Annotated in this window: 18 protein-coding genes; 3 read left to right on the top strand and 15 right to left on the bottom strand. The window is 64.4% G+C overall.

Annotated elements, in window-relative coordinates; all coding sequences use genetic code 11:
• Nucleotides 1-108: 108 nt before the first annotated feature.
• Genes ABH922_RS06550 through ABH922_RS06540 form a run of 3 tightly spaced genes read right to left on the bottom strand, consistent with a single transcriptional unit; the run spans nt 109 to nt 2,118 of the window.
• Nucleotides 109-351, bottom strand: coding sequence for a helix-turn-helix transcriptional regulator (locus ABH922_RS06550; protein ID WP_424806143.1), 243 nt, complete (start codon nt 349-351; stop codon nt 109-111).
• The gene (locus ABH922_RS06545; protein WP_424806142.1) at nt 341-1,192 is read right to left on the bottom strand and encodes an ABC transporter permease; all 852 of its coding nucleotides are present in this window, start codon (nt 1,190-1,192) and stop codon (nt 341-343) included. Before ABH922_RS06545 ends, ABH922_RS06550 begins: the two co-directional genes overlap by 11 nt.
• Entirely contained in the window at nt 1,189-2,118 is a 930-nt protein-coding gene (locus tag ABH922_RS06540) for an ABC transporter ATP-binding protein (protein WP_424806141.1), read from the bottom strand. The genes ABH922_RS06545 and ABH922_RS06540 overlap by 4 nt, the downstream gene beginning before the upstream one ends.
• A 219-nt stretch (nt 2,119-2,337) precedes the next feature.
• Here ABH922_RS06540 and ABH922_RS06535 point away from each other — a divergent pair, with 219 nt between their 5' ends.
• Nucleotides 2,338-3,171 carry an NAD-dependent protein deacetylase gene (locus ABH922_RS06535; RefSeq protein WP_424809587.1) on the top strand — a complete coding sequence of 278 codons (834 nt, stop codon included), beginning with the start codon at nt 2,338-2,340 and terminating at the stop codon, nt 3,169-3,171.
• Here ABH922_RS06535 and proB read toward each other — a convergent pair.
• From proB to ABH922_RS06480, 11 genes are all read right to left on the bottom strand, one after another.
• Nucleotides 3,144-4,247 (bottom strand): glutamate 5-kinase, encoded by a 1,104-nt coding sequence (proB, locus tag ABH922_RS06530; protein WP_424806140.1) that lies wholly within the window; start codon nt 4,245-4,247, stop codon nt 3,144-3,146. The genes ABH922_RS06535 and proB overlap by 28 nt on opposite strands.
• 56 nt (nt 4,248-4,303) lie before the next feature.
• Nucleotides 4,304-5,752 (bottom strand): GTPase ObgE, encoded by a 1,449-nt coding sequence (gene obgE / locus ABH922_RS06525; RefSeq protein WP_424806139.1) that lies wholly within the window; start codon nt 5,750-5,752, stop codon nt 4,304-4,306.
• 243 nt (nt 5,753-5,995) lie between these two features.
• Complete coding sequence (rpmA, locus tag ABH922_RS06520; protein WP_424806138.1) at nt 5,996-6,265, bottom strand: 50S ribosomal protein L27; 270 nt, start codon at nt 6,263-6,265, stop codon at nt 5,996-5,998.
• 43 nt (nt 6,266-6,308) lie between these two features.
• On the bottom strand, nt 6,309-6,620 hold the full coding sequence (gene rplU / locus ABH922_RS06515; RefSeq protein ID WP_424806137.1) for a 50S ribosomal protein L21: 312 nt from the start codon (nt 6,618-6,620) through the stop codon (nt 6,309-6,311).
• A 338-nt stretch (nt 6,621-6,958) separates the two neighbouring features.
• Nucleotides 6,959-10,306: a translation initiation factor IF-2 N-terminal domain-containing protein gene (locus tag ABH922_RS06510; RefSeq protein ID WP_424806136.1), complete on the bottom strand. Its 3,348-nt coding sequence runs from the start codon at nt 10,304-10,306 to the stop codon at nt 6,959-6,961.
• A gap of 423 nt (nt 10,307-10,729) precedes the next feature.
• Nucleotides 10,730-11,149, bottom strand: a complete 420-nt coding sequence (gene ndk / locus ABH922_RS06505) for a nucleoside-diphosphate kinase (RefSeq protein ID WP_424806135.1) — start codon at nt 11,147-11,149, stop codon at nt 10,730-10,732.
• Nucleotides 11,150-11,167: 18 nt separating this feature from the next.
• Complete coding sequence (locus tag ABH922_RS06500) at nt 11,168-11,572, bottom strand: DUF4233 domain-containing protein (RefSeq protein ID WP_424806134.1); 405 nt, start codon at nt 11,570-11,572, stop codon at nt 11,168-11,170.
• Nucleotides 11,569-12,966, bottom strand: coding sequence for a bifunctional tetrahydrofolate synthase/dihydrofolate synthase (folC, locus tag ABH922_RS06495; protein WP_424809586.1), 1,398 nt, complete (start codon nt 12,964-12,966; stop codon nt 11,569-11,571). Before folC ends, ABH922_RS06500 begins: the two co-directional genes overlap by 4 nt.
• A gap of 62 nt (nt 12,967-13,028) precedes the next feature.
• On the bottom strand, nt 13,029-15,710 hold the full coding sequence (locus tag ABH922_RS06490; protein WP_424806133.1) for a valine--tRNA ligase: 2,682 nt from the start codon (nt 15,708-15,710) through the stop codon (nt 13,029-13,031).
• A gap of 293 nt (nt 15,711-16,003) precedes the next feature.
• The gene (locus tag ABH922_RS06485; RefSeq protein WP_424806132.1) at nt 16,004-18,037 is read right to left on the bottom strand and encodes a S9 family peptidase; all 2,034 of its coding nucleotides are present in this window, start codon (nt 18,035-18,037) and stop codon (nt 16,004-16,006) included.
• A gap of 35 nt (nt 18,038-18,072) precedes the next feature.
• Nucleotides 18,073-18,681, bottom strand: a complete 609-nt coding sequence (locus ABH922_RS06480) for a GNAT family N-acetyltransferase (RefSeq protein ID WP_424806131.1) — start codon at nt 18,679-18,681, stop codon at nt 18,073-18,075.
• Nucleotides 18,682-18,755: 74 nt separating this feature from the next.
• On the opposite strand from ABH922_RS06480, the gene ABH922_RS06475 reads away from it, so the two are divergent.
• Together ABH922_RS06475 and fdhD are read left to right on the top strand one after the other, a co-directional pair.
• Nucleotides 18,756-21,068: an FdhF/YdeP family oxidoreductase gene (locus ABH922_RS06475; protein ID WP_424806130.1), complete on the top strand. Its 2,313-nt coding sequence runs from the start codon at nt 18,756-18,758 to the stop codon at nt 21,066-21,068.
• Nucleotides 21,068-21,919, top strand: a complete 852-nt coding sequence (fdhD, locus tag ABH922_RS06470) for a formate dehydrogenase accessory sulfurtransferase FdhD (protein WP_424806129.1) — start codon at nt 21,068-21,070, stop codon at nt 21,917-21,919. Before ABH922_RS06475 ends, fdhD begins: the two co-directional genes overlap by 1 nt.
• A 415-nt stretch (nt 21,920-22,334) precedes the next feature.
• On the opposite strand, the gene clpX is transcribed toward fdhD, so the two are convergent.
• Nucleotides 22,335-23,615 carry an ATP-dependent Clp protease ATP-binding subunit ClpX gene (gene clpX, locus ABH922_RS06465; RefSeq protein WP_424806128.1) on the bottom strand — a complete coding sequence of 427 codons (1,281 nt, stop codon included), beginning with the start codon at nt 23,613-23,615 and terminating at the stop codon, nt 22,335-22,337.
• Nucleotides 23,616-23,786 lie beyond the last annotated feature (171 nt).

Below are 23,786 nucleotides of genomic sequence, written 5' to 3'. Positions count from 1 at the left end.
TCGAACTGTGGGCCCGTCGAGATTCTCGACGGGCCTACTGTTCTGCCGGGCGAGAATGCTGTCGGTGACTCGTCGACCGGTCCGATGCCTCCCGCTGAACGATCCCGGTCACGCTGTCTCGGTGGCCGATCCCAGTCGGGGAAAGGGTTCGGTGGAGAACACGACCTCCACGTTCACCTCGAAGTACACGGCGATGCGCAATGCCAGATGCAAGCTGGGACTGTACTCGCCGCGCTCGAGGTAACCCACGGTCTGATAGTGAACACCGAGCGCCTCGGCCAACTCCCGCCTCGAAATGCCCCGCTCGGCACGGAGCATCGCGATGCGGTTGTAGATGAGTTCAGAAGGCACGCTGCATCGCCTTGTCGCGCCGCTGGGCCATACTGGATCCTGATTCGTGACGTGCCATGCGTCGCAACACTACCGGCGCGATCATCAGAGAAAGAATCGCCCACACGCCCAGCACACCTGCGGTCTCCACGTGCCGCCAGGACTCGCCGATCTCGATGGCCGCAGCGTCGTCCGGCAGGAGCGCCGACCGCATTCCGAGTCCCACCCAGTACACCGGGAACACCTGCCCGACGCCTTGCAACCAGCCGGGCAGGCCGGTGATCGGATAGAAGATGCCCGAAATCGCGACGAGTGCCATCAGCGGCATCGTCAGAAGGAACGATCCACGCGAGCCCTCGATGATGCTGCCGAGAATTGCTCCCACCGCGAGGGTTGCGAGCAGGCCGAGCACCAGCACCCAGGCGAAGGTGAACCACGCGCCCGCCCCGTCGAGCGACAATCCACCGATGATCAGCATGCCGAGTGCGAAGACGACGATCACCTGAACGGCCACCGACGCCGCGGCCGTGGTGATCTTGGCGACGAAGTATCCGATCATGCCGTTGGGCAATGACTTTGCCCGCAGCAGTGTGCCGTCTTCCCGGTCGAGCGCCAACACGTTGGCGATCGCGAAGATGCCGTTGAACGCGATGACCGTGCCGATCAGACTGGGAAGCGCAAGCTCCGCGATCGACAGTTCACTGCCGCCGTATTCCTTGTTGCGCAACAGAAACAGCACGACAAGAGCAATGATCGGGGTACCGAACTGACCGATCAGATCGGTCCCGTTGGTCATCAATTGCCGAAGTTCGATCCGGCCACGGACGAGCCCGGCCCGGATTGCATTGATGGTGGGGTTCATCGCGCCGCCTCCACGAGAGTGAGTGCCGATCCGTCGATGTCGCCGGCTTCCGCCCGCCGAACCAGCGTCATGTACGTGTCCTCGAGTGAGGCTCGGCGCACCTCGAGTTCGGCTATCCGATCGCCGTGTTGCTTGAACAGCTCGTGCACGTACTTCGTCGACTCGGTGGTGGTGTGAACGAATCGCTGGTCATCCACCGACCAGCGGACCTCGGCCTCACCGGCGACGGACCGCGACAGCTCGTCGGCCGAACCGTCGGCGATGATGCGCCCGCCCGCCAGGATGAGGATGCGGTCCGCTATCTTCTCCGCCTCGTCGAGATCGTGGGTGGTCATCAGCACCGTCGTGTCCTCCAGATCGGAGAGTCGGTGAACGAGATCATGGAAATCCTGCCGCGCGGCCGGATCGAAGCCGGCGGTCGGCTCGTCCATGAACAGCAGTTCCGGCCGTCCGACGATACCGATGGCCACATCCAGCCGGCGACGCTGGCCGCCGGACAACGTGGACACCTTGTTGTCCGAGTGCTCCTCCAGCCCGACCAGCTTCACGAGTTCGTCGGTATTCCAGGGACTTTCACCTCTGGCCTCGAGATACGGCCGATAGAACGTGCCGAGATGATCGAGCAACTCACGCACTCGCCATTTCGCGTGATCCCGCCAGGATTGGAGCACCACCCCGATCCGCGCCTGCCAGGCCTGATCCCCATCCTCGGGATCAGAGCCGAGCACGCTCACGCGCCCACCCGACCTGCGGCGAAATCCCTCGAGAATCTCGACAGTGGTGCTCTTACCTGCCCCGTTCGGTCCCAGCATCACCAGTACTTCACCCCGCCTGACCGTAAACGTCACCTCGCGCAGAACTTCGGTGGCGTCGTACCACATCTGCAGCGCGTGCATGTCGAGAACGATGTCACTTGTCCGAGCCATGAACCCTCCCATCGTTGATATTCGATTATATGTAGCATACCTACTACATTTGAGAGTGGAAGTGCTTCCGTAAGAAATGTTGTATCCATGGCGGATTCACACCTTCGAGCGTCATCGTCGAACGAGTCCCGCACAATCACGGTCGTCCGCGGCGCAGCGTTCCGAACCGATCCCGGCGACGCGCCTATCCTGGATTCCGTGCACAACACCATCGACGGGATGCTCGACGAGATGTCCGAGCTGCTCTCCGACCGACGCCTCGCGATCGTGACGGGCGCCGGGATATCCACCGACTCGGGCATCCCCGACTACCGTGGCCCGGATTCACCACCCCGCAACCCGATGACCTTCCAACAGTTCATCGGCGACGCCGCATTCAGACGGCACTACTGGGCGCGCAACCACCTCGGTTGGCGGTTCATGGACGCCGCCCGCCCCAATGACGGGCACCGCGCCGTCGCCCGCCTCGAAAGATCAGGCCGAACCGTCGGCGTCATCACCCAGAACGTGGATCTGCTGCATACCAAGGCCGGGGCACACAACGTCATCGATCTACACGGCACCTACGCACAGGTGCGCTGTCTGGACTGCAATCGGCTGATATCCCGGACAACCCTTGCCGAGCGCCTCGAAGAAGCCAATCCCGGATTCGCCGAAACCGTTGCAGGCGCACAGGGAGTGGAGATTGCTCCCGACGCGGACGCGGTCATCGAGTCCACTGCCCACTTCAACGTCGTCGACTGCCAGGTGTGCGGCGGAATCCTCAAACCCGACATCGTGTACTTCGGCGAGTCCGTCCCCAAGGAGCGGGTGGCCCGGGCCTACAACCTGGTCGAGAGCGCCGACGCACTGCTCGTGGCCGGTTCTTCACTCACGGTCATGTCCGGCCTCCGATTCGTACGCTTCGCAGCAAAAGAAGCCAAGCCGATAGTCATCGTCAATCGAGGCAGGACCCGCGGCGACGAATTCGCCGATCTCACACTCGACATCGGTTGCACCGAAGCACTCTCAGCGCTCATGGAAGCTCAGAGTGCCACCAGATCGTCGGCGTGAACAACCGGACGCTGCATCTCCGCGGGCAACTCGGACGTGGAGCGACCGAGGATCTCTTCGATTTCCGACGCATCGAAGGCGGCGACACCGCGAGCCTGCGGCGTGTGGTCCGGGCCGATCAGCGACACCACGTCACCGGCATGGAAGTCGCCGGATACACCGGTGATACCGGCCGAAAGCAAACTGCGCCGCTTGGAGACGACGGCACGGACGGCCCCGTCGTCGAGCTGAATTTCACCCTGCGTGTCGGCGGCGTGGCGCACCCAGAACCGGCGAGCCGACAATCTGGTGGGGCGCGGCGCGAACGCGGTACCCACATCGGCGCCGAGTAGTGCCCGGGCCGCGTCGGACGCTGCGGCGAGCAGTACGGGCACACCGGAATCCGCGGCCAATCGCGCCGCCGAGAGCTTCGACGCCATACCTCCGGTGCCCAATGCGCCACCAGAACCGGCAACGACGCCGTCGAGGTCCTCGGGGCTGTTGACCTCGGGAATGAGTGTGGCATCGCCCTTTCGGGGATCGCCGTCGTACAGTCCGTCGACGTCGGACAACAGGATCAGCGCGTCGGCCCCGACCAGATGTGCCACCAGCGCGGCGAGGCGGTCGTTGTCACCGAACCGTAGCTCGGTGGTGGCGACGGTGTCGTTCTCGTTGACGATGGCCACCGCGTGCAGAGCGCGTAGTCGATCGAGAGTGCGTTGGGCGTTGCGATGCTGTGTCCGGCGTGCGATGTCGTCGGCGGTGAGCAGAACCTGTCCGACCGTGCGCCCGTACCGGGCGAAGGAAGTGCCCCAGGCATGAGCCAGTGCCAACTGGCCGACGCTCGCCGCTGCCTGCTTGGTCGCCAGATCACGAGGCCGCTTGGTCAGGCCGAGTGGCGCCAGTCCGGCACCGACCGCGCCGGAGGAGACCACGACGACATCGGAGCCTGCACGCATGCGGGCTTCGATGGCGTCGGCCAACAGGTCGAGTCGTTCGGTGTCGAGCCCGGACACCAGGCTGGTGAGGGCGGACGATCCGATCTTGACGACAATGCTGTGTGCCGACGCTATCGATGTTCTGGTGGAACCGAGCACAGTCCCGTTCCCTCGCTTCCGGTGTCGATCCTTGGTGATGTGCGGAGCGCAAACGCTCAGTCTTCGTCGACGAGTCCACGCCGGACACGGCGAGCGTGCTTACGCTCCTCGGCGCCGATACGTTCCACCTGGTCGAGTCGAGGGTCGGTGCCGCGACCGGTTCGGGTCAAGTCGACGCCCGCCGGAGTCTGCGGTTCCCAGTCGAAGCTGACGTCGCCGATGGTGACCGATGCACCGGGCTGCGCGCCCTTCTTGACCAGCGCGTCCTCGACACCGAGCCGTGCCAAACGGTCCGCGAGGTAGCCGACGGCTTCGTCGTTGTCGAAGGCGGTCTGACGAATCCACCGCTCGGGGCGGGTGCCGCGCACGATGAAGCCGCCCGGCACATCGGGATCGAACTCGACGGTGAAGTCTGCCTGCCTGGCGGCGACCGGCCGGATGATCTGACGCTTCGGTTCCGGCTTCGGGTTCGCCTCTCGGTAGTCGCGAACCATCTTCGCCAACGCAAAGGTCAACGGACGCAGACCTTCTCGGCTGACGGCTGAAATGGTGAAGACCGGCCAGCCTCGCGCTTCGATGTCGGCGGTGACCATCTCGGCCAGCTCGGCGGCCTCGGGAACGTCGGTCTTGTTGAGGATGACGACGCGGGGCCGCTTGTCGAGATCGCCAAGGCCCGAGTCCCCGGACAGTGCCGGCTTGTAGGCCGCCAGTTCGGCTTCGAGAGCATCGATATCCGAGATCGGGTCGCGGCCCGGGTCCAGGGTGGCGCAGTCGACGACGTGTGCGAGAACGGCGCAGCGCTCGATGTGGCGCAGGAAGTCCAGGCCGAGACCGCGACCCTCACTGGCACCGGGAATCAGACCGGGGACGTCTGCAACCGTGAAAGTGGTCTCACCACTCGAGACGACGCCGAGGTTGGGAACGAGAGTGGTGAAGGGGTAGTCGGCAATCTTCGGCTTGGCGGCCGAAAGTACCGACACGAGGGAAGACTTACCGGCAGAAGGGAATCCGAGCAGTCCCACGTCGGCAACCGACTTGAGTTCGAGCACCAGGTCGCGTTCGACGCCGTCTTCACCGAGAAGCGCGAATCCGGGTGCCTTGCGGGCCTTCGAGGACAGTGCCGCATTACCGAGGCCACCTCGTCCACCCTGAGCTGCCTCGTACGTGGTGCCGACACCGACGAGATCGGCCAGGACGTTGCCTGCCGGATCGAGCACGACGGTTCCGTCCGGAACCTTGAGGATCAGGTCTTCGCCGTTGGCGCCCTCACGGTTACTGCCCATCCCCTGCTTGCCGCTCGTGGCCTTGGCGTTGGGGTGGAAGTGGAAGTCGAGCAGCGTGTGGACGTTTTCGTCGACGACGAGAATCACGTCGCCGCCGCGTCCACCGTTGCCACCGTCCGGGCCGCCGAGTGGTTTGAACTTCTCACGGTGCACCGAAGCGCAACCGTTTCCGCCCTTACCTGCGTTCACGTGCAACACAACACGGTCAATGAATCGGGACATGACTGCCGGATCCTTCCTCAGTCAATTGCGGGTTTCACGCGTTGAGCTGAACTTCTGGTGAGCAGGGTTGCTCGGATGGGTGGAACGACACCCGTCACTCGATGATCGAGGACGAGCGGGCGAGCGTCAAACAGACAATAGGGGCGGACCGGGTTGGGTAACCCTGGTCCGCCCCTATTGGGAGCTTGGAACGCATCACAGTAGGCATGTAGCGAACTGCCGATGCACAACTAGCGAGAGAGACTAGACCTCAGCCGCAACGACGGCAGGAACGATGTTCACGGTCTTGCGTCCACGCTTCTGGCCGAACTCGACTGCACCGGCAGCGAGAGCGAACAGGGTGTCGTCGCCGCCACGGCCGACGTTGACGCCGGGGTGGAAGTGCGTGCCGCGCTGGCGAACCAGGATCTCGCCTGCGCTGACCGACTGGCCGCCGAAACGCTTCACGCCGAGGCGCTGGGAGTTCGAATCGCGACCGTTACGGGAGCTGGATGCACCCTTCTTATGTGCCATGTTGTTGACCCTCCTCGGGTGAAATCAGCGGAAGAAGAAAGAATTACTTGATTCCCGTGACCTTGATCACGGTAAGCGGCTGCCTGTGGCCCTGACGCTTGTGGTAACCCGTCTTGTTCTTGAACTTGTGAATGCGGATCTTCGGGCCCTTGGTGTGCTCGACGATCTCGCTGGTGACCGCGATGTCGGCCAGCTTGGCCGCATCGGTGGTCAGGTCGGATCCGTCAACCACGAGAACGGGAGCAAGCGAGACAGCAGTGCCGGGCTCACCCTCGATCTTCTCGACCTTGACGAGGTCACCAACAGCGACCTTGTACTGCTTTCCGCCGGTCTTGACGATCGCGTACGTTGCCATCGGAGGGCTACCCCTTGCTTCTTCGAACTTGCTCGCGCTGCGTGCCTGAGGCTTGAAGTGCATCGCGACTGGTCTGGTGTGTGTCATCCCGACTCGGTACTGGGTACCGGGACATTCTCACGCACTCGAGGCACACGGAATCTCTACCGCCGGGTGGCGACTATGCAAGGTTACGGGAAAGCAACCGTCAGGGTCAAACCACCGTGCCTCGAATCCTCGAGCGTCGAGGTTCGCGCCTTCTACCTGCAGTTATGCAGGCCGATCTCTTCCTGCTGTGCGCCTTTCTCAACCGCCGGGGGTTGATAAAGGCGCACAGCAGGGCTTGCGTGCGGTGTTACTTATACCCCGTCGACCGGAGGGCCGGCCGGCCGGGCAGCGGCACGACGGCGACGTGGCCGCTTGAGAACTACCACCTCGTCCGCAGGCGGAACCTCCACAACCGGAGCAGCAGCCGGTTCAGGCGCTATCACCGACTCCGGGGTGGGGATCACGAAAACTGTTCCCACCTCCGGCTTGTCCGAGACGACCGGAGACGCTGCCCGCGACGCCCGACGGCTGCGACGACGGCCGCGTGGGGCAGTCCCGTTCGTCGACGAGGGTGCCTCGGCCGCCGGCTCGCGATCAGCGGCAGGGTCGGGTGACTCGGTGTCCGTCGACGAAGGATCATCCACAACGTCAGGACGAACGCGCTCAGGCTCGACAGGAGTAGGAGCGATCTCATCGGCACTTTTGGATGCATCGATCTCCGAACCCGCAGCGGGAGACGCCGACTCGACGCCAGAGACGCCTTCCCCGGCACCGGAGGCAACCGAATCGACATGGCGGTCGGAGTCGTCCGACTGATGCGATGCCATCGCCAGCGCCACCGGATGTGCCCGCTTGACGGTCGCGTCGACCGCCGGAACCTCGGCCACCGGCACGTCCTGCCCGTTGGTCTCCGGTGTTGCGGGCTTGTCACCACGACCACGCTTGTTCTTGCGAGACTGCCCGGAATCACCGCGCTGCGACCCCTGGCGTGGCCCGCCGTCGTCGGCGGACTTCACCTCCACCGGCTCGGAATGCACGATGATGCCGCGACCGTGGCAATGCTCACAGGTGGTCGAGAATGCCTCCACCAGACCGGTGCCCAACTTCTTGCGTGTCATCTGCACGAGGCCGAGTGATGTGACCTCCGACACCTGATGACGGGTGCGATCACGTCCCAGGCATTCGGTGAGTCGACGCAGAACCAGGTCTCGGTTCGATTCGAGAACCATGTCGATGAAGTCCACGACGATCATTCCGCCGATGTCGCGCAGACGCATCTGACGAACGATCTCCTCGGCCGCCTCGAGATTGTTGCGAGTGACGGTCTCCTCGAGGTTGCCGCCCGCACCGGTGAACTTGCCGGTGTTGACGTCGACCACTGTCATCGCCTCGGTGCGGTCGATCACCAGGGTGCCACCGGAGGGCAACCACACCTTCCGATCGAGCGCCTTGGCCAACTGCTCGTCGATCCTCCTGGCCTGGAAGACGTCGATGTTGTTGTCGGGTACGTACTTCTCGAGCCGCGGAAGGAGATCGGGGGCGACGGAGTTGATGTAGTTCGCAACCGTGGCGTGCGCCTTCTCACCCTCGATGACCAGTTTCGAGAAGTCCTCGTTGAACAGGTCACGAATGACCTTGACCAACATGTCGGGCTCCTCGTAGAGGGCCTGCGGATTCCCGGACTTGCCGGTATCCGCTGCTGCGGCCTGCTCCTCGATACCTGCCCACTGAGCCTGCAACCGCGTGACGTCACGGGCCAACTCTTCTTCGCTGACCCCCTCGGACGCGGTACGGATGATCACACCGGCGTCGGCAGGAACGATGTCGCGCAGAATTTCCTTCAGGCGCTTGCGCTCGGTGTCGGGAAGTTTACGACTGATGCCGGTGGAGCTACCGCCCGGCACATAGACGAGGAAACGACCGGCCAGCGAGATCTGCGTGGTCAGGCGGGCACCCTTGTGGCCCACCGGGTCCTTGCTGACCTGCACCAGAACCTGATCGCCCGGCTTGAGGGCCTGTTCGATCTTGCGCGAGTTACCACCGAGACCGGCAGCTTCCCAGTTGACCTCACCGGCGTAGAGCACGCCGTTGCGGCCACGGCCGATGTCGATGAACGCGGCCTCCATGCTGGGCAGTACGTTCTGCACCCGCCCGAGATAGACGTTGCCGACCATCGACGCCGACGCCGAGTTCGTCACGAAATGTTCGACCAGGACGCCGTCTTCGAGCACGGCAACCTGCGTGGTGGCATGCGGACGTCCGCTGTCGGCTCGATCGCGGACAACCATGACGCGATCGACGGCCTCACGGCGGGCGAGGAACTCGGATTCGGTCAGGATCGGCGGACGGCGACGTCCGGCATCCCGCCCGTCGCGGCGACGCTGGCGCTTGGCTTCGAGGCGGGTGGACCCGCTGATGCCCTGCACTTCGTCCTTGACGCGAGTCTTGTTGCGCGGTTCACGCTCGTGCACGACGGTGTTCGGCGGGTCGTCCTCGGACACGGTGGTCGTCGCATCGGTAGTGCTGTCCGTTCCGGTCTTCCGGCGACGGCGACGGCGACGGCGACGGCTCGAGCTGTCCGCATCCAGATCGGAATCGTCGGCGTTGTCCGCCTCGGACTCGGCAGCATCGTCCGGCTGATCCTCCGGCTCTTCGACGACGGACGTCTCGGCGGCAGCTGTATCGACGTCGTCGGCTACGTCCGAATCCGTGTCACCGGTTGCGTCGGACTCGTCGTCCGCGCCCGACTCGTTCGCCTGCTCACCGCGGCCACGGCCGCGCCCGCGACGGCCACGGCGGCGGCGGCGCGGCTGATCGTCGTCGTCATCGTCGGAGTCCGTGTCCGCGTTCTCACCCTCGCTCTGCGGTGCGGTCACCGCCGGAACGGCTTCGGCTTCGGCTTCGGCTTCGACGGCAGGCGGCTGCGAAACGACCGCTTCTGCCTCGACGATCTGCAGGGTGTCCGGGGCGGGGGTCGGTGCTGCGGGTTCGCGGCGGGCACGCCGACGACGCGGGGCCACCTCCGCAGCTTCGGGGTCAGGTTGAAGGAAAAGCGGCACCTGCGCCGATGCCGGTTCCGGTGCGGTCTGCTGGGTCTGCGGCGCTTCGAAGGAGGTGAACAGATCGGACTGTTCGGCTTCCTTGGCCTGCAGGGCCGCTGCGGCGTCGAGGTCTGCGGCGATCTCGGCAACGGCCGGATCAACCTCGACCACCTCTTCCACCGCCGCGGCAGCCGTCTCCTCGACGGCCGCTTCTGCCACGACTACCTTCTTGCGCGAGCGCCTGGCCCTGGTGGGCTTCTTCTCCACGGGCGCCTCAGGCTCCGCGGGCACCTCGACGAGAACGTCTTCCACTACCGTCTCGACGGCAGGCTGCTCGACGGCAGGCTGCTCGACAATGGGGTCGCCGAGCACGTCGAGAGCCTCGATCACGGGCTCGACTGCCTCGCCGACGGCGTGGATCGACGCGTGAATGCGCTCGGCGATCTCACGGTTCACGCTCGACTGGGCACTGCGTATTTCACTTCCGAGCGCGGCAGCCTCGGCGAGAACCTGCTTGCTGGTGAGTCCGAGCAGTTTCGCCAGCGCGTGTACGCGCATCTTCTCCGGGAACTCCGGGGTGGTGTTCGAATCTGAGTCGGATAGGGATCGATCGGCCACGTAAGTCTCCTCAGCCCCCGGGCGCGTCCAACTCGTCATTCGAGTTGTCACGCGGCCACGCGGGAGCGCGCTGTGTGTACTCGTACCCAGAAGTGAGAACGAGATTGTAAAGGTCTCGCGCCGCATGTTCCGCAGTGCCCGTTATTCACTGACGGTTCATGAAACGCCTGGCTGGATGGCCGTTGTCCTGAACGCGAGCGCCTGATCATCCAGCGTGCAGAGGTCCAGGGATTTCCTGTTGACCTTCGGCAGCGATGAAAGGGCATCGAACCCAGGTGTCATCCGATTGAACATGCGTGAAACAGAATTGCCGCTCAACTACATAGCAGTATCCCACATCAATGCGCCTGCCACTGCAAAGGGCGCACCGATGTGGGATACGGGCCGCTGATTTCAGCGAAGAAACGTATTGTTCGTGATGTATCAGATGGCGGACAGGGTCGGGAACCAGAGGGCGATTTCGCGCTCTGCCGATTCCACGGAGTCACTGCCGTGCACCAGGTTCTGCTGTGCTTCGAGCCCGAAGTCGCCGCGGATGGTGCCGGGAAGTGCCTTGTCCACGGGATCTGTCCCGCCGGCGAGCTGACGGAATGCCGCGATGGCGCGGGGGCCCTCGAGTACAGCGGCAACCAACGGACCGGAGGTGATGAATTCCAACAAGCTCGGGTAGAACGGCCGCTCTGCATGCTCTGCGTAATGGCTGCCTGCGACGTCCTCGGAGGCGACGCGCAGTTCCAGGGCGGCGATAGTCAGGCCTTTGCGCTCGATACGCGAGAGGATTTCTCCCACGTATCCACGGGCAACGGCGTCGGGCTTGATCAGTACAAGGGTGCGCTCAGTCACAGCGAACAGCCTAAATGGTCAGTCCCGCTGCCCCGGCAGCAGGCCCTCGTCCATCCGCCGAGCGATATCTCGGCGCAGGTAGAACAGGTACGCCCACACCAGGGCGAACACGATGCCCATGATGCCGATCGAGTAGTGCACGAAGAATCCGAGGATCAGCAGCACCTGCAGGGCGATGTTGAAGCTCATCGCCCACGGCTTCCCCTGGACGCCACCGCCGAGAATCATCAGCACCCCGAGGCCGACGACGTACGTCCCGGAGAACACCGTCAGTCCCCCGCCGACCACTGCGACGACCGGCAATGCGAGGAAGACGACGATCGCCTCCAGGATCAACGTTCCCGCCATGACGCCGCGGAAGCTCTTCCACGGATCCTTGGTGGGTGGACCGAACTGTGGCTTCGGCTGCGAGGGGGTACTCACGCGGGGTCCTTTCCGAACAGGGTGCGGGCAGCGCCTGCGGTGACCACCGATCCGGTGACCACCACGCCTGCCCCCGACACGGCTTCGCCGGGTTCGGCGACCTGCTCGGCGATGCCGATGGCTGCTTCCAACGCGTCGGCCAGGAGCGGTACGACGACGACTCGTTCGTCTCCGAACTTCGCCACCGCGGCGTTGGCCAGTTCCTCGACGTCCATGGCTCGTGGGGACCCGTTGTGGGTCACCACGATCTCGTCGAACACCGACTCGAATGCGTTCAGGATCGCGTCGACGTCCTTGTCCGCCATGATGCTGACGACACCGACAAGTTTACGGAAGTCGAATTCCGCAGCCAGCGCTGCGGCGAGAGCCCGCGCACCGTCCGGGTTGTGTGCCGCGTCGAGAAATACCGTCGGCGCGTTCCGGACACGTTCGAGTCTTCCCGGATTGACGATCGAGGCGAAACCGTGACGTACCGCGTCCTGATCGAGTTGGCGATCCGGTCCGGCACCGAAGAACGCCTCGACGGCAGCGAGGGCCAACGCGGCGTTACGAGCCTGATGTTCGCCGTGCAGCGGCAAGAAGATCTCGGTGTACACGCCGCTGAGCCCTTGCAACTCCAACTGCTGTCCACCGACCGCGATCTGGCGGGCCAGCACGCGGAACTCGGAGCCCTCCCGGGCGACGGCCGCTTCGACCTCGACGGCACGTCGCAGTAGGACCTCCATCACCTCGGGGGTCTGCTCGGCGATGATCGCGACCGTGTCCACCGGCACGAGACCTTCGCGGCCCTTCTTGATGATTCCGGACTTCTCCGCCGCGATGCCGGCGAGGTCGCTGCCCAGGTACTCGGCATGGTCGAGGCTGATCGGCGTGATCACAGCCACCTGACCGTCTATGACGTTGGTGGCGTCCCAGCGGCCACCGAGGCCGACCTCCACCACGGCGACGTCGACCGGCGCTTCGGCGAACGCCGCGTATGACATCGCGGTGAGCACCTCGAACTTGCTCATCGCCGGTCCCCCGGCTTCTTCGGACTGCGCGTCCACCATCTGTACGTACGGCTCGATCTCCCGGAAGGTGTCCACGTACAGACGCGGGGAGATCGGGGCTCCGTCGATACTGATCCGCTCGGTGGCGATCTGCAGGTGCGGGCTGGTGGTGCGGCCGGTACGACGGTGCATGGCCGTCATCAGCGCGTCGATCATCCTGGTCACCGACGTCTTGCCGTTGGTACCGGTCACGTGCACGGACGGGTAGTTGTGCTGCGGCGAACCCAGCATGTCCATCAACGCTTCGATGCGCGTCAGTGACGGCTCCATCTTGGTTTCCGGCCACCGCTTGTCGAGCTCTGCCTCGACGAGCGCCAACTCCGCGATGTCCACCGGCGACGGCACCGAGCTCGGCGGGTGAAAGCTGTGCGGTTCCGATCCGTCGAACGGACTCGACTCCGGCGTGCTCACTTGTCGCCCAACTCCTTCAGACGAGCAGTGATGCGTTCGATCTCCTCGACCGCAACCTGCCGACGGCCTTTGATCTTGTCGACGACGGCGTCGGGCGCCTTTGCCAGGAACGCCTCGTTGGCGAGCTTGTTGTCCGCGGTGACGAGTTCCTTCTGTGCTGCCGCCAGATCCTTCTCGAGACGCTTCTTCTCGGCGCCGAGATCGATGGTGCCGGAGGTGTCGATGTCGACCGTGACGGTACCGCCGCTCAGGCGCACCTCCACGGAGATCGACGCGGTGAAGCCCTCTTCGGGTTCGGTCAGCTTGGACAGCGCGGCGACGTACGCGAACTGTCCGTCCATGCCGGCTTCGGCCAGACCTGACGCGCGAGCAGGTACCTTCTGGGAAGGCTTGAGCCCCTGGTCGTTTCGGAAACGGCGCACCTCGGTGATCAAACGCTGCGTGTCCTCGATCCGCCGCGCGGCATCGGTGTCGGTCGGCACACCCGAGAGCACCGGCCAGTCCGCGACGACAACCGACTCTCCGCCGGTGAGCACCTTCCACAGAGTTTCGGTGACGAACGGGATGACCGGGTGCAGCAGACGCAGCAGCGAATCGAGCACGTTGCCCAGTACTGCGCGGGTGTTGGCGGCAACGGTCTCGCCACCGGCGAACTGCACCTTGGCGAGTTCGAGGTACCAGTCACAGACCTCGTCCCACGCGAAGTGGAACAGGCCCTCGCAGGCCTTGCTGAACTCGTATCGGTCGAATGCCGCATCGGCCTCGGCCTGCACCGCGTCGAGCCGATCCAGAATCCACCGGTCGGCATCGGTGAGTTCGCTGCGCGCGGGCAACGTGGCGGGAGCCGCCCCGTTCATCAGGGCGAACTTGGTGGCGTTGAACAACTTCGTGGCGAAGTTGCGCGAGGACTGCGCCAGGTCTTCACCGACCGAGAGATCACTGCCCGGGTTGGCGCCACGAGCGAGCGTGAAGCGCAGAGCGTCCGCGCCGAAGCGCTCGACCCAGTCGAGCGGATCGATGCCGTTGCCGCGGGACTTCGACATCTTCTTGCCGAACTGGTCTCGGACCAGTCCGTGCAGGAACACGTCCTTGAACGGCACCTGCGGACCCGACTTACCCGGACCCGAGGTGATGGACTCGTCCTCGGAGACGTACGTGCCGAACATCATCATGCGGGCGACCCAGAAGAAGATGATGTCGTATCCGGTGACGAGAACACTGGTGGGATAGAACTTTTCGAGCTCGGGAGTCTTGTCCGGCCACCCCATCGTCGAGAACGGCCACAACCCGGAGGAGAACCAGGTGTCGAGGACGTCCGGGTCCTGGACCCACCCCTCAGGCGCGGTCTCGTCGGGGCCGAAGCAGGCAACTTCGCCATCGGGGCCGTACCAGACGGGGATACGGTGGCCCCACCACAGCTGACGCGAGATGCACCAGTCGTGCATGTTGTCGATCCAGTCGAACCAGCGCGGCTCCTGACTTGCCGGGTGAATGACGGTGTCGCCGTTGCGCACTGCGTCACCGGCAGCCTTGGCCAGTTTTTCGACCTTGACCCACCACTGCAGCGACAGGCGCGGCTCGATCGGCTCGCCACTGCGCTCCGAATGGCCGACGCTGTGCAGGTACGGGCGCTTCTCGGCGACGACGCGGCCCTGCTCGGCGAGAGCTTCGCGCACCTTCACGCGAGCTTCGAAGCGGTCCATGCCGTCGAATTCGGTTCCGGTGTCGGCGATCTTGCCGGTCTTGTCCATGATGACGGGCATCGGCAGGTTGTGCCGCAGACCCATCTCGAAGTCGTTGGGATCGTGGGCCGGGGTGATCTTCACGGCGCCGGTGCCGAACTCGGGGTCGACGTAGTCGTCGGCGATGATCGGGATCTGCCGACCCGTGAACGGGTGGTCGAGGGTGGTTCCGACGAGGTGCTTGTAGCGTTCGTCGTCCGGGTGGACGGCGACGGCGGTGTCACCGAGCATCGTCTCGACCCGGGTGGTGGCAACCACGACGTGCGGCTCGTTGTCGTCGAGCGAGCCGTATCGAAGCGAGACCAGTTCACCCTCGACGTCCTCGAACTTCACCTCGATGTCGGAGATCGCGGTCTGCAGCACGGGCGACCAGTTGACGAGCCGCTCGGCGCGGTAGATCAAACCGTCGTCGAACATGCGCTTGAAGATGGTCTGGACGGCGCGCGAGAGGCCCTCGTCCATGGTGAAACGGTCTCGACTCCAGTCGACACCGTCACCGATACGGCGCATCTGGCCACCGATGGTGCCGCCCGACTCACGCTTCCAGTCCCACACCTTCTCGATGAACAGTTCGCGACCGAACTCCTCCTTGGTCTTGCCGTCCACGGCAAGCTGCTTCTCGACGACGGACTGCGTGGCGATACCGGCATGATCCATACCCGGCAGCCACAGCACCTCGTAACCTTGCATCCGCTTACGACGACTGAGCACATCCATGAGGGTGTGGTCGAGAGCATGGCCCATGTGCAGGCTGCCCGTGACGTTCGGTGGCGGCAGCACGATGGAGTAGCCGGGCTTTTCACTGGCCGCATCGGCCTCGAAGTATCCGGCATCTACCCAGCCCTGATACAGATCGGCTTCTACCGCGCTGGGATCCCAGCTCTTGGGTAGGGCGTCGGCGGGGGTCCGGGGGTTCTCTGGAGATGCACTGGTCACGAGCCAATCCTAGTGAACCGCCCGCTCTGCGCGAATTTGCCCGTCACATGGCCCGAGTTCTGCACGTGAAGTGCGGCCGGCCGGTGGGAAAAATATGTCTGCCGGATCCGGCCACGACACCGACGACGCCGAACACGGGAGACGAACTCTAGCTGCAAGTCCCGATATGCAGGTCACGTCAACGGTGGTGCCGCAGGTCCGCGCTGTTCCTGACACATCAGCGGCGGACGTACCCGGCGGGGCACCGGGTTGTCGCCTCGCCGAACGCCGCGCCGACGTCGATCTCGCCGACCTCAGCCGAGAATCTCCGGCAAAGGCACGTCCTCTCCCAGGACGTGCTCCGAGAGAAACGCGATGACCACCTCGTACCAGATCTTGGCATGCTCGGGTTTGAGCACCCAGTGGTTCTCGTCCGGGAAATAGAGGAAGCGATGATCGGTCCGACCCTCGTCGTCGGCGGGCAGACCCGACTCGGCGAGCAATTCGTACCACAGCCGCAGTCCCTCACCGATCGGGACGCGATAATCCTTGTCGCCGTGGATGACCAACATGGGAGTGGTGATGTCCGCCACGTAGAGGTGAGGGGAGTTCTCGACGGCCATCTCCGGCGTCATCTCGCGCTGCCAGTACCACGCCGCATCCGTGGTGGGACCGAACTGATCGAGCGCCCACAATCCGGCGTGAGTCACTATCGCGTCAAACCGATTAGTGTGGCCGGCAATCCAATTGGCCATGTATCCGCCGAACGAACCGCCCATCGCCCCGGTGCGCTTGGGGTCGATCTCCGGGCGTGAGACTGCAACGTCGGTGATCGCCATCAGATCCGCGAACGGCGCCGTGCCCCACCGGCCCCAACCTCGCTGGACGAAGTCCTGCCCGTATCCGGTGGACAACGCCGGGTCCGGCAACAGAACCGCGTAACCCCGCGCCACCAGCAACCACGGATTCCAGCGCCATGACCAGGTGTTCCACGAACTCAGCGGCCCGCCGTGTACCCACAACAACAGCGGGACCGGGGCGTGCGGCGCCGCACCGGTCGGTACGGCCAACCAACCGCGTACCGCGGTACCGTCCTCGGCGCGCGTGTCCACCTCGGTCAAGGTACCGGGAAGTTCCGGTGCCGAGTCCGGCCCACGCAGTGCCGTGATCACGCCGGTCCGGACATCGACCCGTACAACGTGCGGCGGGGTGTCGTAGGACGCTCGAAGTGCGTAGACCGTCTCGCCGTCCGGTGCGACACGCACGTTCGTGTACGCAGCGTCGTCACCGGTCAGCCGGACCGGTTGTCCCCATAGATCGACGGTGAAGATCGGTGCGCGACCACCCTCGTCGGCGGTGATCACCAGACCCGAACCGTCGGGCAACCACGCCAGCGACGTCGGCCATCGATCCCACTCGTCGGCCACCCCGGTGATCCGACCTGATCCCAGGTCGAACAGCTGCAACGACATCTGCGGCGCGGATTCCGGCGAGCTCAGGCTTTCGCGGATGAACGCGAGCTTCGATCCGTCGGCCGAGAGCACCGGGCCGTACACGTCAGCTTCGGCATCGTCGACGATCACCGTGCGGTCTCCGGTTACCGTGTCCACCCGGACCAGCACCGACCGCAGCGAAGCGCCGGCTCCCTCCACCTGCCAGGTCGTGATCAGGAACAGCCCGTCCGCGCTGATCGTCAGCGTCGACTCCCGTAATGCGGCGCCGGCGGTCGGGGTGAGGTCACGCAGATCGACGGCTTCGGACGAATCGGATTCTGCTACCACCAGATGGGGATGATCGGGCCCCAGGTCGTGATCCCAGTGCCGAACGGGGTATCCGGTGTGCAGGATCGCCGACACCTTCTTTTCACGACGCGAGGTACGCACCTGATCGTCCTGCTCGAGACTGACCGCTGCGGCCATGACGGCGGTCTGTGCCACGAATGTCGGTGCGGATACGGCAGCCGTGACCGCCGATATCCCGCCGGTGCGCGAGGCGAGCAGCTGTGCCTCGCCGCCCGCTGCAGGTAGACGCCACAGCGAGGGTGCCGGGTTCGTCTCGCCTGGGACTGGTCGGGTCGCGGTGAAAAGCACATCACCGTCGAATGCGAAGGTGGCGGACGACTCGCCGGTGGAGCCCCAGGTCAACCGACGCGCCGGACGCCGGCCCTCCGGATCGATTTCCCACAACGAGGACACGTATTCGGTGCCCGTTTCATCGAGCACCGCACGTGAGCAGATCAACAGAGAACCGTCGGATGCCATTACCAATCCGGACAATCTCGCCAGGGCGAGATAACTGTCGAGTTCGTCGAACGGGGTGCCTGCATGGAGCTCGGGAATCTGGGTCACTACTAGTTGTTATCACGCAGCAGGCGGTCGGCTCGTCATCTCGGTGTACGCGTCATCGCGTAGAGGGTGGGTCCGCCGGCCGGAATGACGATCTCACGAGTGACGTCGAAGCCGAAACGGTTGTAGTACGAGATGTTCGATTCCTTGCTGCTCTCGAGGTAGGCGTCGATTCGCTCGTGGTCACACCGATCCAGACGTGAATTCAGTAGCGCTGCGCCGTACCCGCCGCCGCGCGCCGTGCTGCTGGTCCCGATGGTGCCCAGATACCAATGGCGAGTTCTCGGGTGTGCGTCCTCCATCATGGACTGGGTCTGCCCGGCCCGCACGAGGTTACGTCCGAACGCGCGCGCCATGGCAGGCAGGCTGATCAGTGCCGACGCACGCGACTGCTGCCAGCGGCCCGGCGGATCCCAGAGCGCTGCGCCCCCGATCGTGCCGTCTTCGGCTGCGGCGACCTCGGCGCCGCCGCCTGCCAGATGGTGATAGCGGGTTTCTGCAGCGAACAATCGCTTCAAGCGCGCGATACGGGTTGACGGGTCAGGCAACATCCACGTCATCACCGGATCGTCGTCGAATGCATCCGCCAGTACTGCGGAGAGCGGCGCGATGTCGGATCGAGCGGCAGGCCTCACCAGTACACCCATCCAGTCAGGGTACCGTCGCGTGCCGACTGACCCGTTCTACAGCGCCGCCGCCTGATTTCCGCCACCATGGAGTCATGACGCGCCATGGACCTTCGAAAGACATCGACGAAGCCGACCTCGAGGTCACCCACCCCAAGGACTACGCCGCCGGGGTCCCGGCCGTGCTGGTGTCGTTGAAGCGAGGTGTCGAGCAGATGGGGGCGGTGCGCACTGCCCGCACGCTCACACGTCTGAACCAGCGCCACGGATTCGACTGTCCGGGTTGCGCCTGGCCCGAGACACCCGGACATCGCAAGCCGGCCGAGTTCTGCGAGAACGGGGCCAAGGCCGTCGCCGAGGAAGCAACCCTGCGGACGGTCTCCCCCGAGTTCTTCGCGGAGCATTCCGTCGCCGATCTGGACGGCAAGACCGATTTCTGGCTGGGCCAGCAGGGTCGCCTCACGCATCCGATGGTGCTCGAGCCGGGCGCAACTCACTACCGGCCGATCGACTGGGACGGCGCGTATGCTCTGATCGCCGATCATCTTCAGAGCTTGGCATCACCCGACGAGGCGGTGTTCTACACCTCCGGTCGCACCTCCAACGAGGCCGCATTCCTCTACCAGCTGATGATTCGCAGCTACGGCACCAACAACATGCCCGACTGCTCGAACATGTGTCACGAGTCGTCGGGCAGTGCGCTCACCGAGTCGATCGGCATCGGAAAAGGCTCGGTGACGGTTCCCGATCTCGAGAACGCCGATCTCATCCTGATCGCCGGCCAGAATCCGGGTACCAACCATCCGCGCATGCTGTCCACGCTGGAGAAGTCGAAGGGCAACGGCGCCAAGATCGTCGCGATCAACCCACTCCCCGAGGCCGGACTGCGACGCTTCAAGGATCCGCAGAAGGTGTCCGGGGTGATCGGCAACGGTGTCGACATCGCCGACGAGTTCCTGCAGATCCGACTCGGCGGTGACATGGCGCTGTTCCAAGGATTGGGCAAGCTCCTGCTCGAACTCGAGGACGCCGCCCCCGGCACCGTGGTGGATCGGGCGTTCGTCGACGAGTACTGCGCCGGCTGGGACGATTACGAAAACCACATCCGCGCAGTCGATCTGGCTACCGTGGTAGAAGCCACCGGCCTGAGTATGCGCCAACTCGAAGAGACCGCAGTTGCACTCGCACGTTCGCAGCGGACCGTGATCTGCTGGGCGATGGGCATCACTCAGCAGGCGCACGGGGTCGCGACCATCGAGGAGGCCGTCAACCTCCTCCTCATGCGCGGCATGATGGGCAAGCCGGGCGCCGGAGTGTGTCCGGTACGCGGCCACTCCAACGTGCAGGGCGATCGCACCATGGGTATCTGGGAGAAGATGCCCGAGGAGTTCCTGGCCGCACTGGACACCGAGTTCTCCATCAAGTCACCGCGCAAGCACGGCTGGGACACCGTGGACGCGATCCGCGCCATGAATGCAGGCAAGGCGAGTTTCTTCATGGCGATGGGCGGCAACTTCATCCAGGCCAGTCCCGACACCGCCGCCACCGAATCCGCACTCCGCCAGTGCGAGCTCACAGTGCAGGTGTCCACCAAGTTGAACCGCAGCCACGTCGTCCACGGGCGTACCGCGATCATTCTCCCTACCCTGGGCCGTACCGACCTCGATGTCCAAGCCGGGGGAAAACAGCTTGTCTCCGTGGAAGATTCGATGTCGATGGTGCACCTGTCCCGCGGACGACTCACCCCGGTCAGCCCGTACCTGCGCAGCGAGGTCGCCATCGTCTGTCAGCTGGCTCGGCAACTGCTCGGTGAGAATCATTCAGTGCGGTGGGCAGCCTTCGAAGGCAATTACGATCTCGTCCGCGACTCCATCTCGCGGGTCGTGCCCGGCTGCGAGAACTACAACACCCGTGTCCGCCAACCCGACGGATTCCAACTCCCCCACCCGCCCCGGGATTCGCGCGAGTTCCGAACCCACACCGGCAAGGCGAACTTCGGTGTCAACGAACTCCGCTGGCTACCCACCCCGGCCGGTCGGCTGATCCTGCAGACCATGCGCAGCCACGACCAGTACAACACCACCATCTACGGTCTCGACGACCGTTACCGCGGCATCAAGGGCGGCCGCAAGGTGATCCTCGTCAATGCCGACGACATCACCGGACTCGGATTCACCGACGGCGCCCTCGTCGACATCGTCTCCGAGTGGACAACGCCCGACGGCACCCTCGAAGAGCGCCGGGTCACTGACTTCCGCATCGTCTCCTATGACACCCCGCGCGGTAACGCCGCCGCGTACTACCCCGAGACCAATCCCCTGGTTCCTCTCGAACACGTTGCGGCCAAGTCGAACACGCCGGTGTCCAAAGGTGTCACCGTCCGACTCGAAGCGGCAGGTACCCGCTGATGGGCCGCGTCACCGCGCGCACACCCGTCGTCCGGATCAGCGGCGACCGCGTCGTCAAACGCCCGGACACCCTCGCCGTCGAGGAGCCCCTAGAAATGCGAATCGGTGGGCGCGTCCTGGCGGTGACCATGCGGACCCCTGGCAACGACGTCGATCTCGTCCACGGATTCCTGCTCAGCGAGGGCATCATCGGCAGCCGCGACGACGTCAGTGTGGTCCGCTACTGCGACGGCGTCGACGAGAGCGGCGCCAACACCTACAACGTGCTCGACGTCGCGCTCGCCCCGGGCGTGCCGTTGCCCGATCCCAGCACCGACCGTAACACCGTGATCAGTTCTGCCTGCGGGGTGTGCGGAAAGACTTCGCTCGACGCCGTCCGTACCACCACCAGACATCCCCTCGTCGGTGACCAGGCATCGGTCACGTCTACCGTCCTGTCGTCGATGCCGGACACATTGCGCGCGAGCCAGCGGATCTTCGACTCGACCGGCGGGCTGCACGCCGCCGGACTGTTCACCACATCCGGCGAACTGCTGGTGCTCCGCGAGGACGTCGGCCGCCACAACGCCGTCGACAAAGTGATCGGTTGGGCACTCGCCGCCGGTCGTGTCCCCCTCTACGACACCGTCCTGATCGTCAGTGGGCGGGCCTCGTTCGAACTCGTCCAGAAAGCTGTCATGGCCGGAATCCCGATCCTCGGAGCGGTGTCCGCGCCATCCTCCCTGGCTGCCGAACTCGCCCAGGAATCCGGTCTCACATTGGCCGGATTCGTTCGGGGTGACTCGATGAACGTGTACTCACATCCGCATCGTGTCGTGGTCCGGTCCGCAGTGCGCGAAGGCGCCCGGTAAGCCTGTTCATCCCGTCTACAGCCTGTGCGGCCAGTCCACCGTGAATGCTGACACCGACCGTCACCCGAGTGGATCGACGTGCCGGATGCGATCGCGCATCAGGTGGGCGGGCTCTCATCGGAGGACACTGCGCCACTGACGTCGGGATCCGATTTCTGGCACAGCCGAGCGGTCGGCGAGTTTCCTGCCGTTCTGCTGACCGACGGCCCCCACGGTGTCCGCGAGCAACCCGAGGGTTGGTGCACGGCACTTTCTGAATACGGAAATGTCAGAAGCCGACTACACGTTCAGTCTGGGGCTTACCGAGGCGCAGACAGAGCAACTCGCCGCCGCCCGGCAGGGCGCGGTCAGGTAAACGACTGTGGCCCTGCACCTTCGAAAGGTACAGGGCCACGGTCTTGGTGGATACGGGAATCTATGCGGTCTTGTCGCGCCGCTCGCCGCGCTCACGTTTGCGCGGAACGATGGTGGGCAGAACGTTGTCGTTGACCGTCTCCGCCGTCACCACCACCTTCTCGACGTCGTCACGGCTGGGGATGTCGTACATCACCGGAAGCAGAACTTCTTCCATGATGGCTCGCAGCCCACGAGCACCGGTGCCTCGCAGAATTGCCTGATCGGCAATCGCGTCGAGAGCTTCCTCGGTGAATTCGAGTTCGACGCCGTCCATGTCGAAGAGTCGACGGTACTGCTTGACCAGAGCGTTCTTGGGCTCGGACAAGATCTGGACCAACGATTCCTTGTCCAGGTTGGTCACGGACGCGATCATCGGAAGACGGCCGATGAACTCCGGGATCAGACCGAACTTGATCAGATCCTCCGGCATGACCTCGGCGAACCGATCGACGGTGTCGAGTTCGGCCTTCGAACGCACCTCGGCACCGAACCCGATGCCACGCTTTCCGACACGGTCGGAGACGATCCGCTCGAGGCCGGCAAACGCACCGGCAACGATGAACAACACGTTGGTCGTGTCGATCTGGATGAATTCCTGATGCGGATGCTTGCGTCCGCCCTGTGGCGGCACACTTGCCTGTGTTCCCTCGAGGATCTTGAGCAGGGCCTGCTGCACGCCCTCGCCGGACACGTCGCGGGTGATCGAGGGGTTCTCGCTCTTGCGGGCGATCTTGTCGACCTCGTCGATGTAGATGATGCCGGTCTCGGCGCGTTTGACGTCGTAGTCGGCGGCTTGAATCAGCTTGAGCAGAATGTTCTCGACGTCTTCACCGACATAACCGGCCTCGGTCAACGCCGTCGCATCGGCTATCGCGAACGGCACGTTGAGCATCTTGGCCAAGGTCTGCGCGAGATACGTCTTGCCGCAGCCGGTGGGTCCGAGCATCAGGATGTTGGATTTGGCGAGCTCGACAGTCTCACCGCGAGCGTCACGGCCTTTGTCACCGGCTTGGATCCGCTTGTAGTGGTTGTACACCGCAACCGCGAGAGTCCGCTTGGCGGAATCCTGGCCGATCACGTAGTTCTCGAGGAAGTCGCGGATCTCCGCGGGCTTGGGAAGCTCGTCGAGTTTGACCTCACTCGACTCCGCGAGCTCCTCTTCGATGATCTCGTTGCAGAGGTCGATGCACTCGTCGCAGATGTACACCCCGGGTCCTGCAATGAGCTTCTTGACCTGCTTCTGGCTCTTACCGCAGAAAGAGCACTTGAGCAGATCCCCGCCGTCGCCGATGCGTGCCATCTCGTGAGGTCCCTACTTCCTTCATGTTCGTGCACTCGCCGACACCCGAACGTCTCGAATACCCCACAGCCCGTCGATGCTCTCCGAGGTGCTGGACGCTTCCTGACGCCGATCGGAATCAGCCCGTGAAGTGACGGTACCCGCAGATTCGAGGCGGGGTCGACTTGTCCA

This window comes from Rhodococcus sp. 27YEA15 (assembly GCF_049739425.1).
In the GTDB taxonomy this organism is placed as follows: Bacteria; Actinomycetota; Actinomycetes; order Mycobacteriales; family Mycobacteriaceae; genus Rhodococcus_F.
This window is presented reverse-complemented; position numbering and strand designations above follow the sequence as displayed.

Excerpts from the sequence above, each read along its gene's own strand:
- ABH922_RS06545 (WP_424806142.1), bottom strand. The coding sequence starts at position 1,192 with ATGAACCCCACCATCAATGCAATCCGGGCCGGGCTCGTCCGTGGCCGG.
- ABH922_RS06540 (WP_424806141.1), bottom strand. The coding sequence starts at position 2,118 with ATGGCTCGGACAAGTGACATCGTTCTCGACATGCACGCGCTGCAGATG.
- ABH922_RS06535 (WP_424809587.1), top strand. The coding sequence starts at position 2,338 with ATGCTCGACGAGATGTCCGAGCTGCTCTCCGACCGACGCCTCGCGATC.
- obgE (WP_424806139.1), bottom strand. The coding sequence starts at position 5,752 with ATGTCCCGATTCATTGACCGTGTTGTGTTGCACGTGAACGCAGGTAAG.
- rpmA (WP_424806138.1), bottom strand. The coding sequence starts at position 6,265 with ATGGCACATAAGAAGGGTGCATCCAGCTCCCGTAACGGTCGCGATTCG.
- rplU (WP_424806137.1), bottom strand. The coding sequence starts at position 6,620 with ATGGCAACGTACGCGATCGTCAAGACCGGCGGAAAGCAGTACAAGGTC.
- ABH922_RS06480 (WP_424806131.1), bottom strand. The coding sequence starts at position 18,681 with ATGGGTGTACTGGTGAGGCCTGCCGCTCGATCCGACATCGCGCCGCTC.
- ABH922_RS06475 (WP_424806130.1), top strand. The coding sequence starts at position 18,756 with ATGACGCGCCATGGACCTTCGAAAGACATCGACGAAGCCGACCTCGAG.
- fdhD (WP_424806129.1), top strand. The coding sequence starts at position 21,068 with ATGGGCCGCGTCACCGCGCGCACACCCGTCGTCCGGATCAGCGGCGAC.
- clpX (WP_424806128.1), bottom strand. The coding sequence starts at position 23,615 with ATGGCACGCATCGGCGACGGCGGGGATCTGCTCAAGTGCTCTTTCTGC.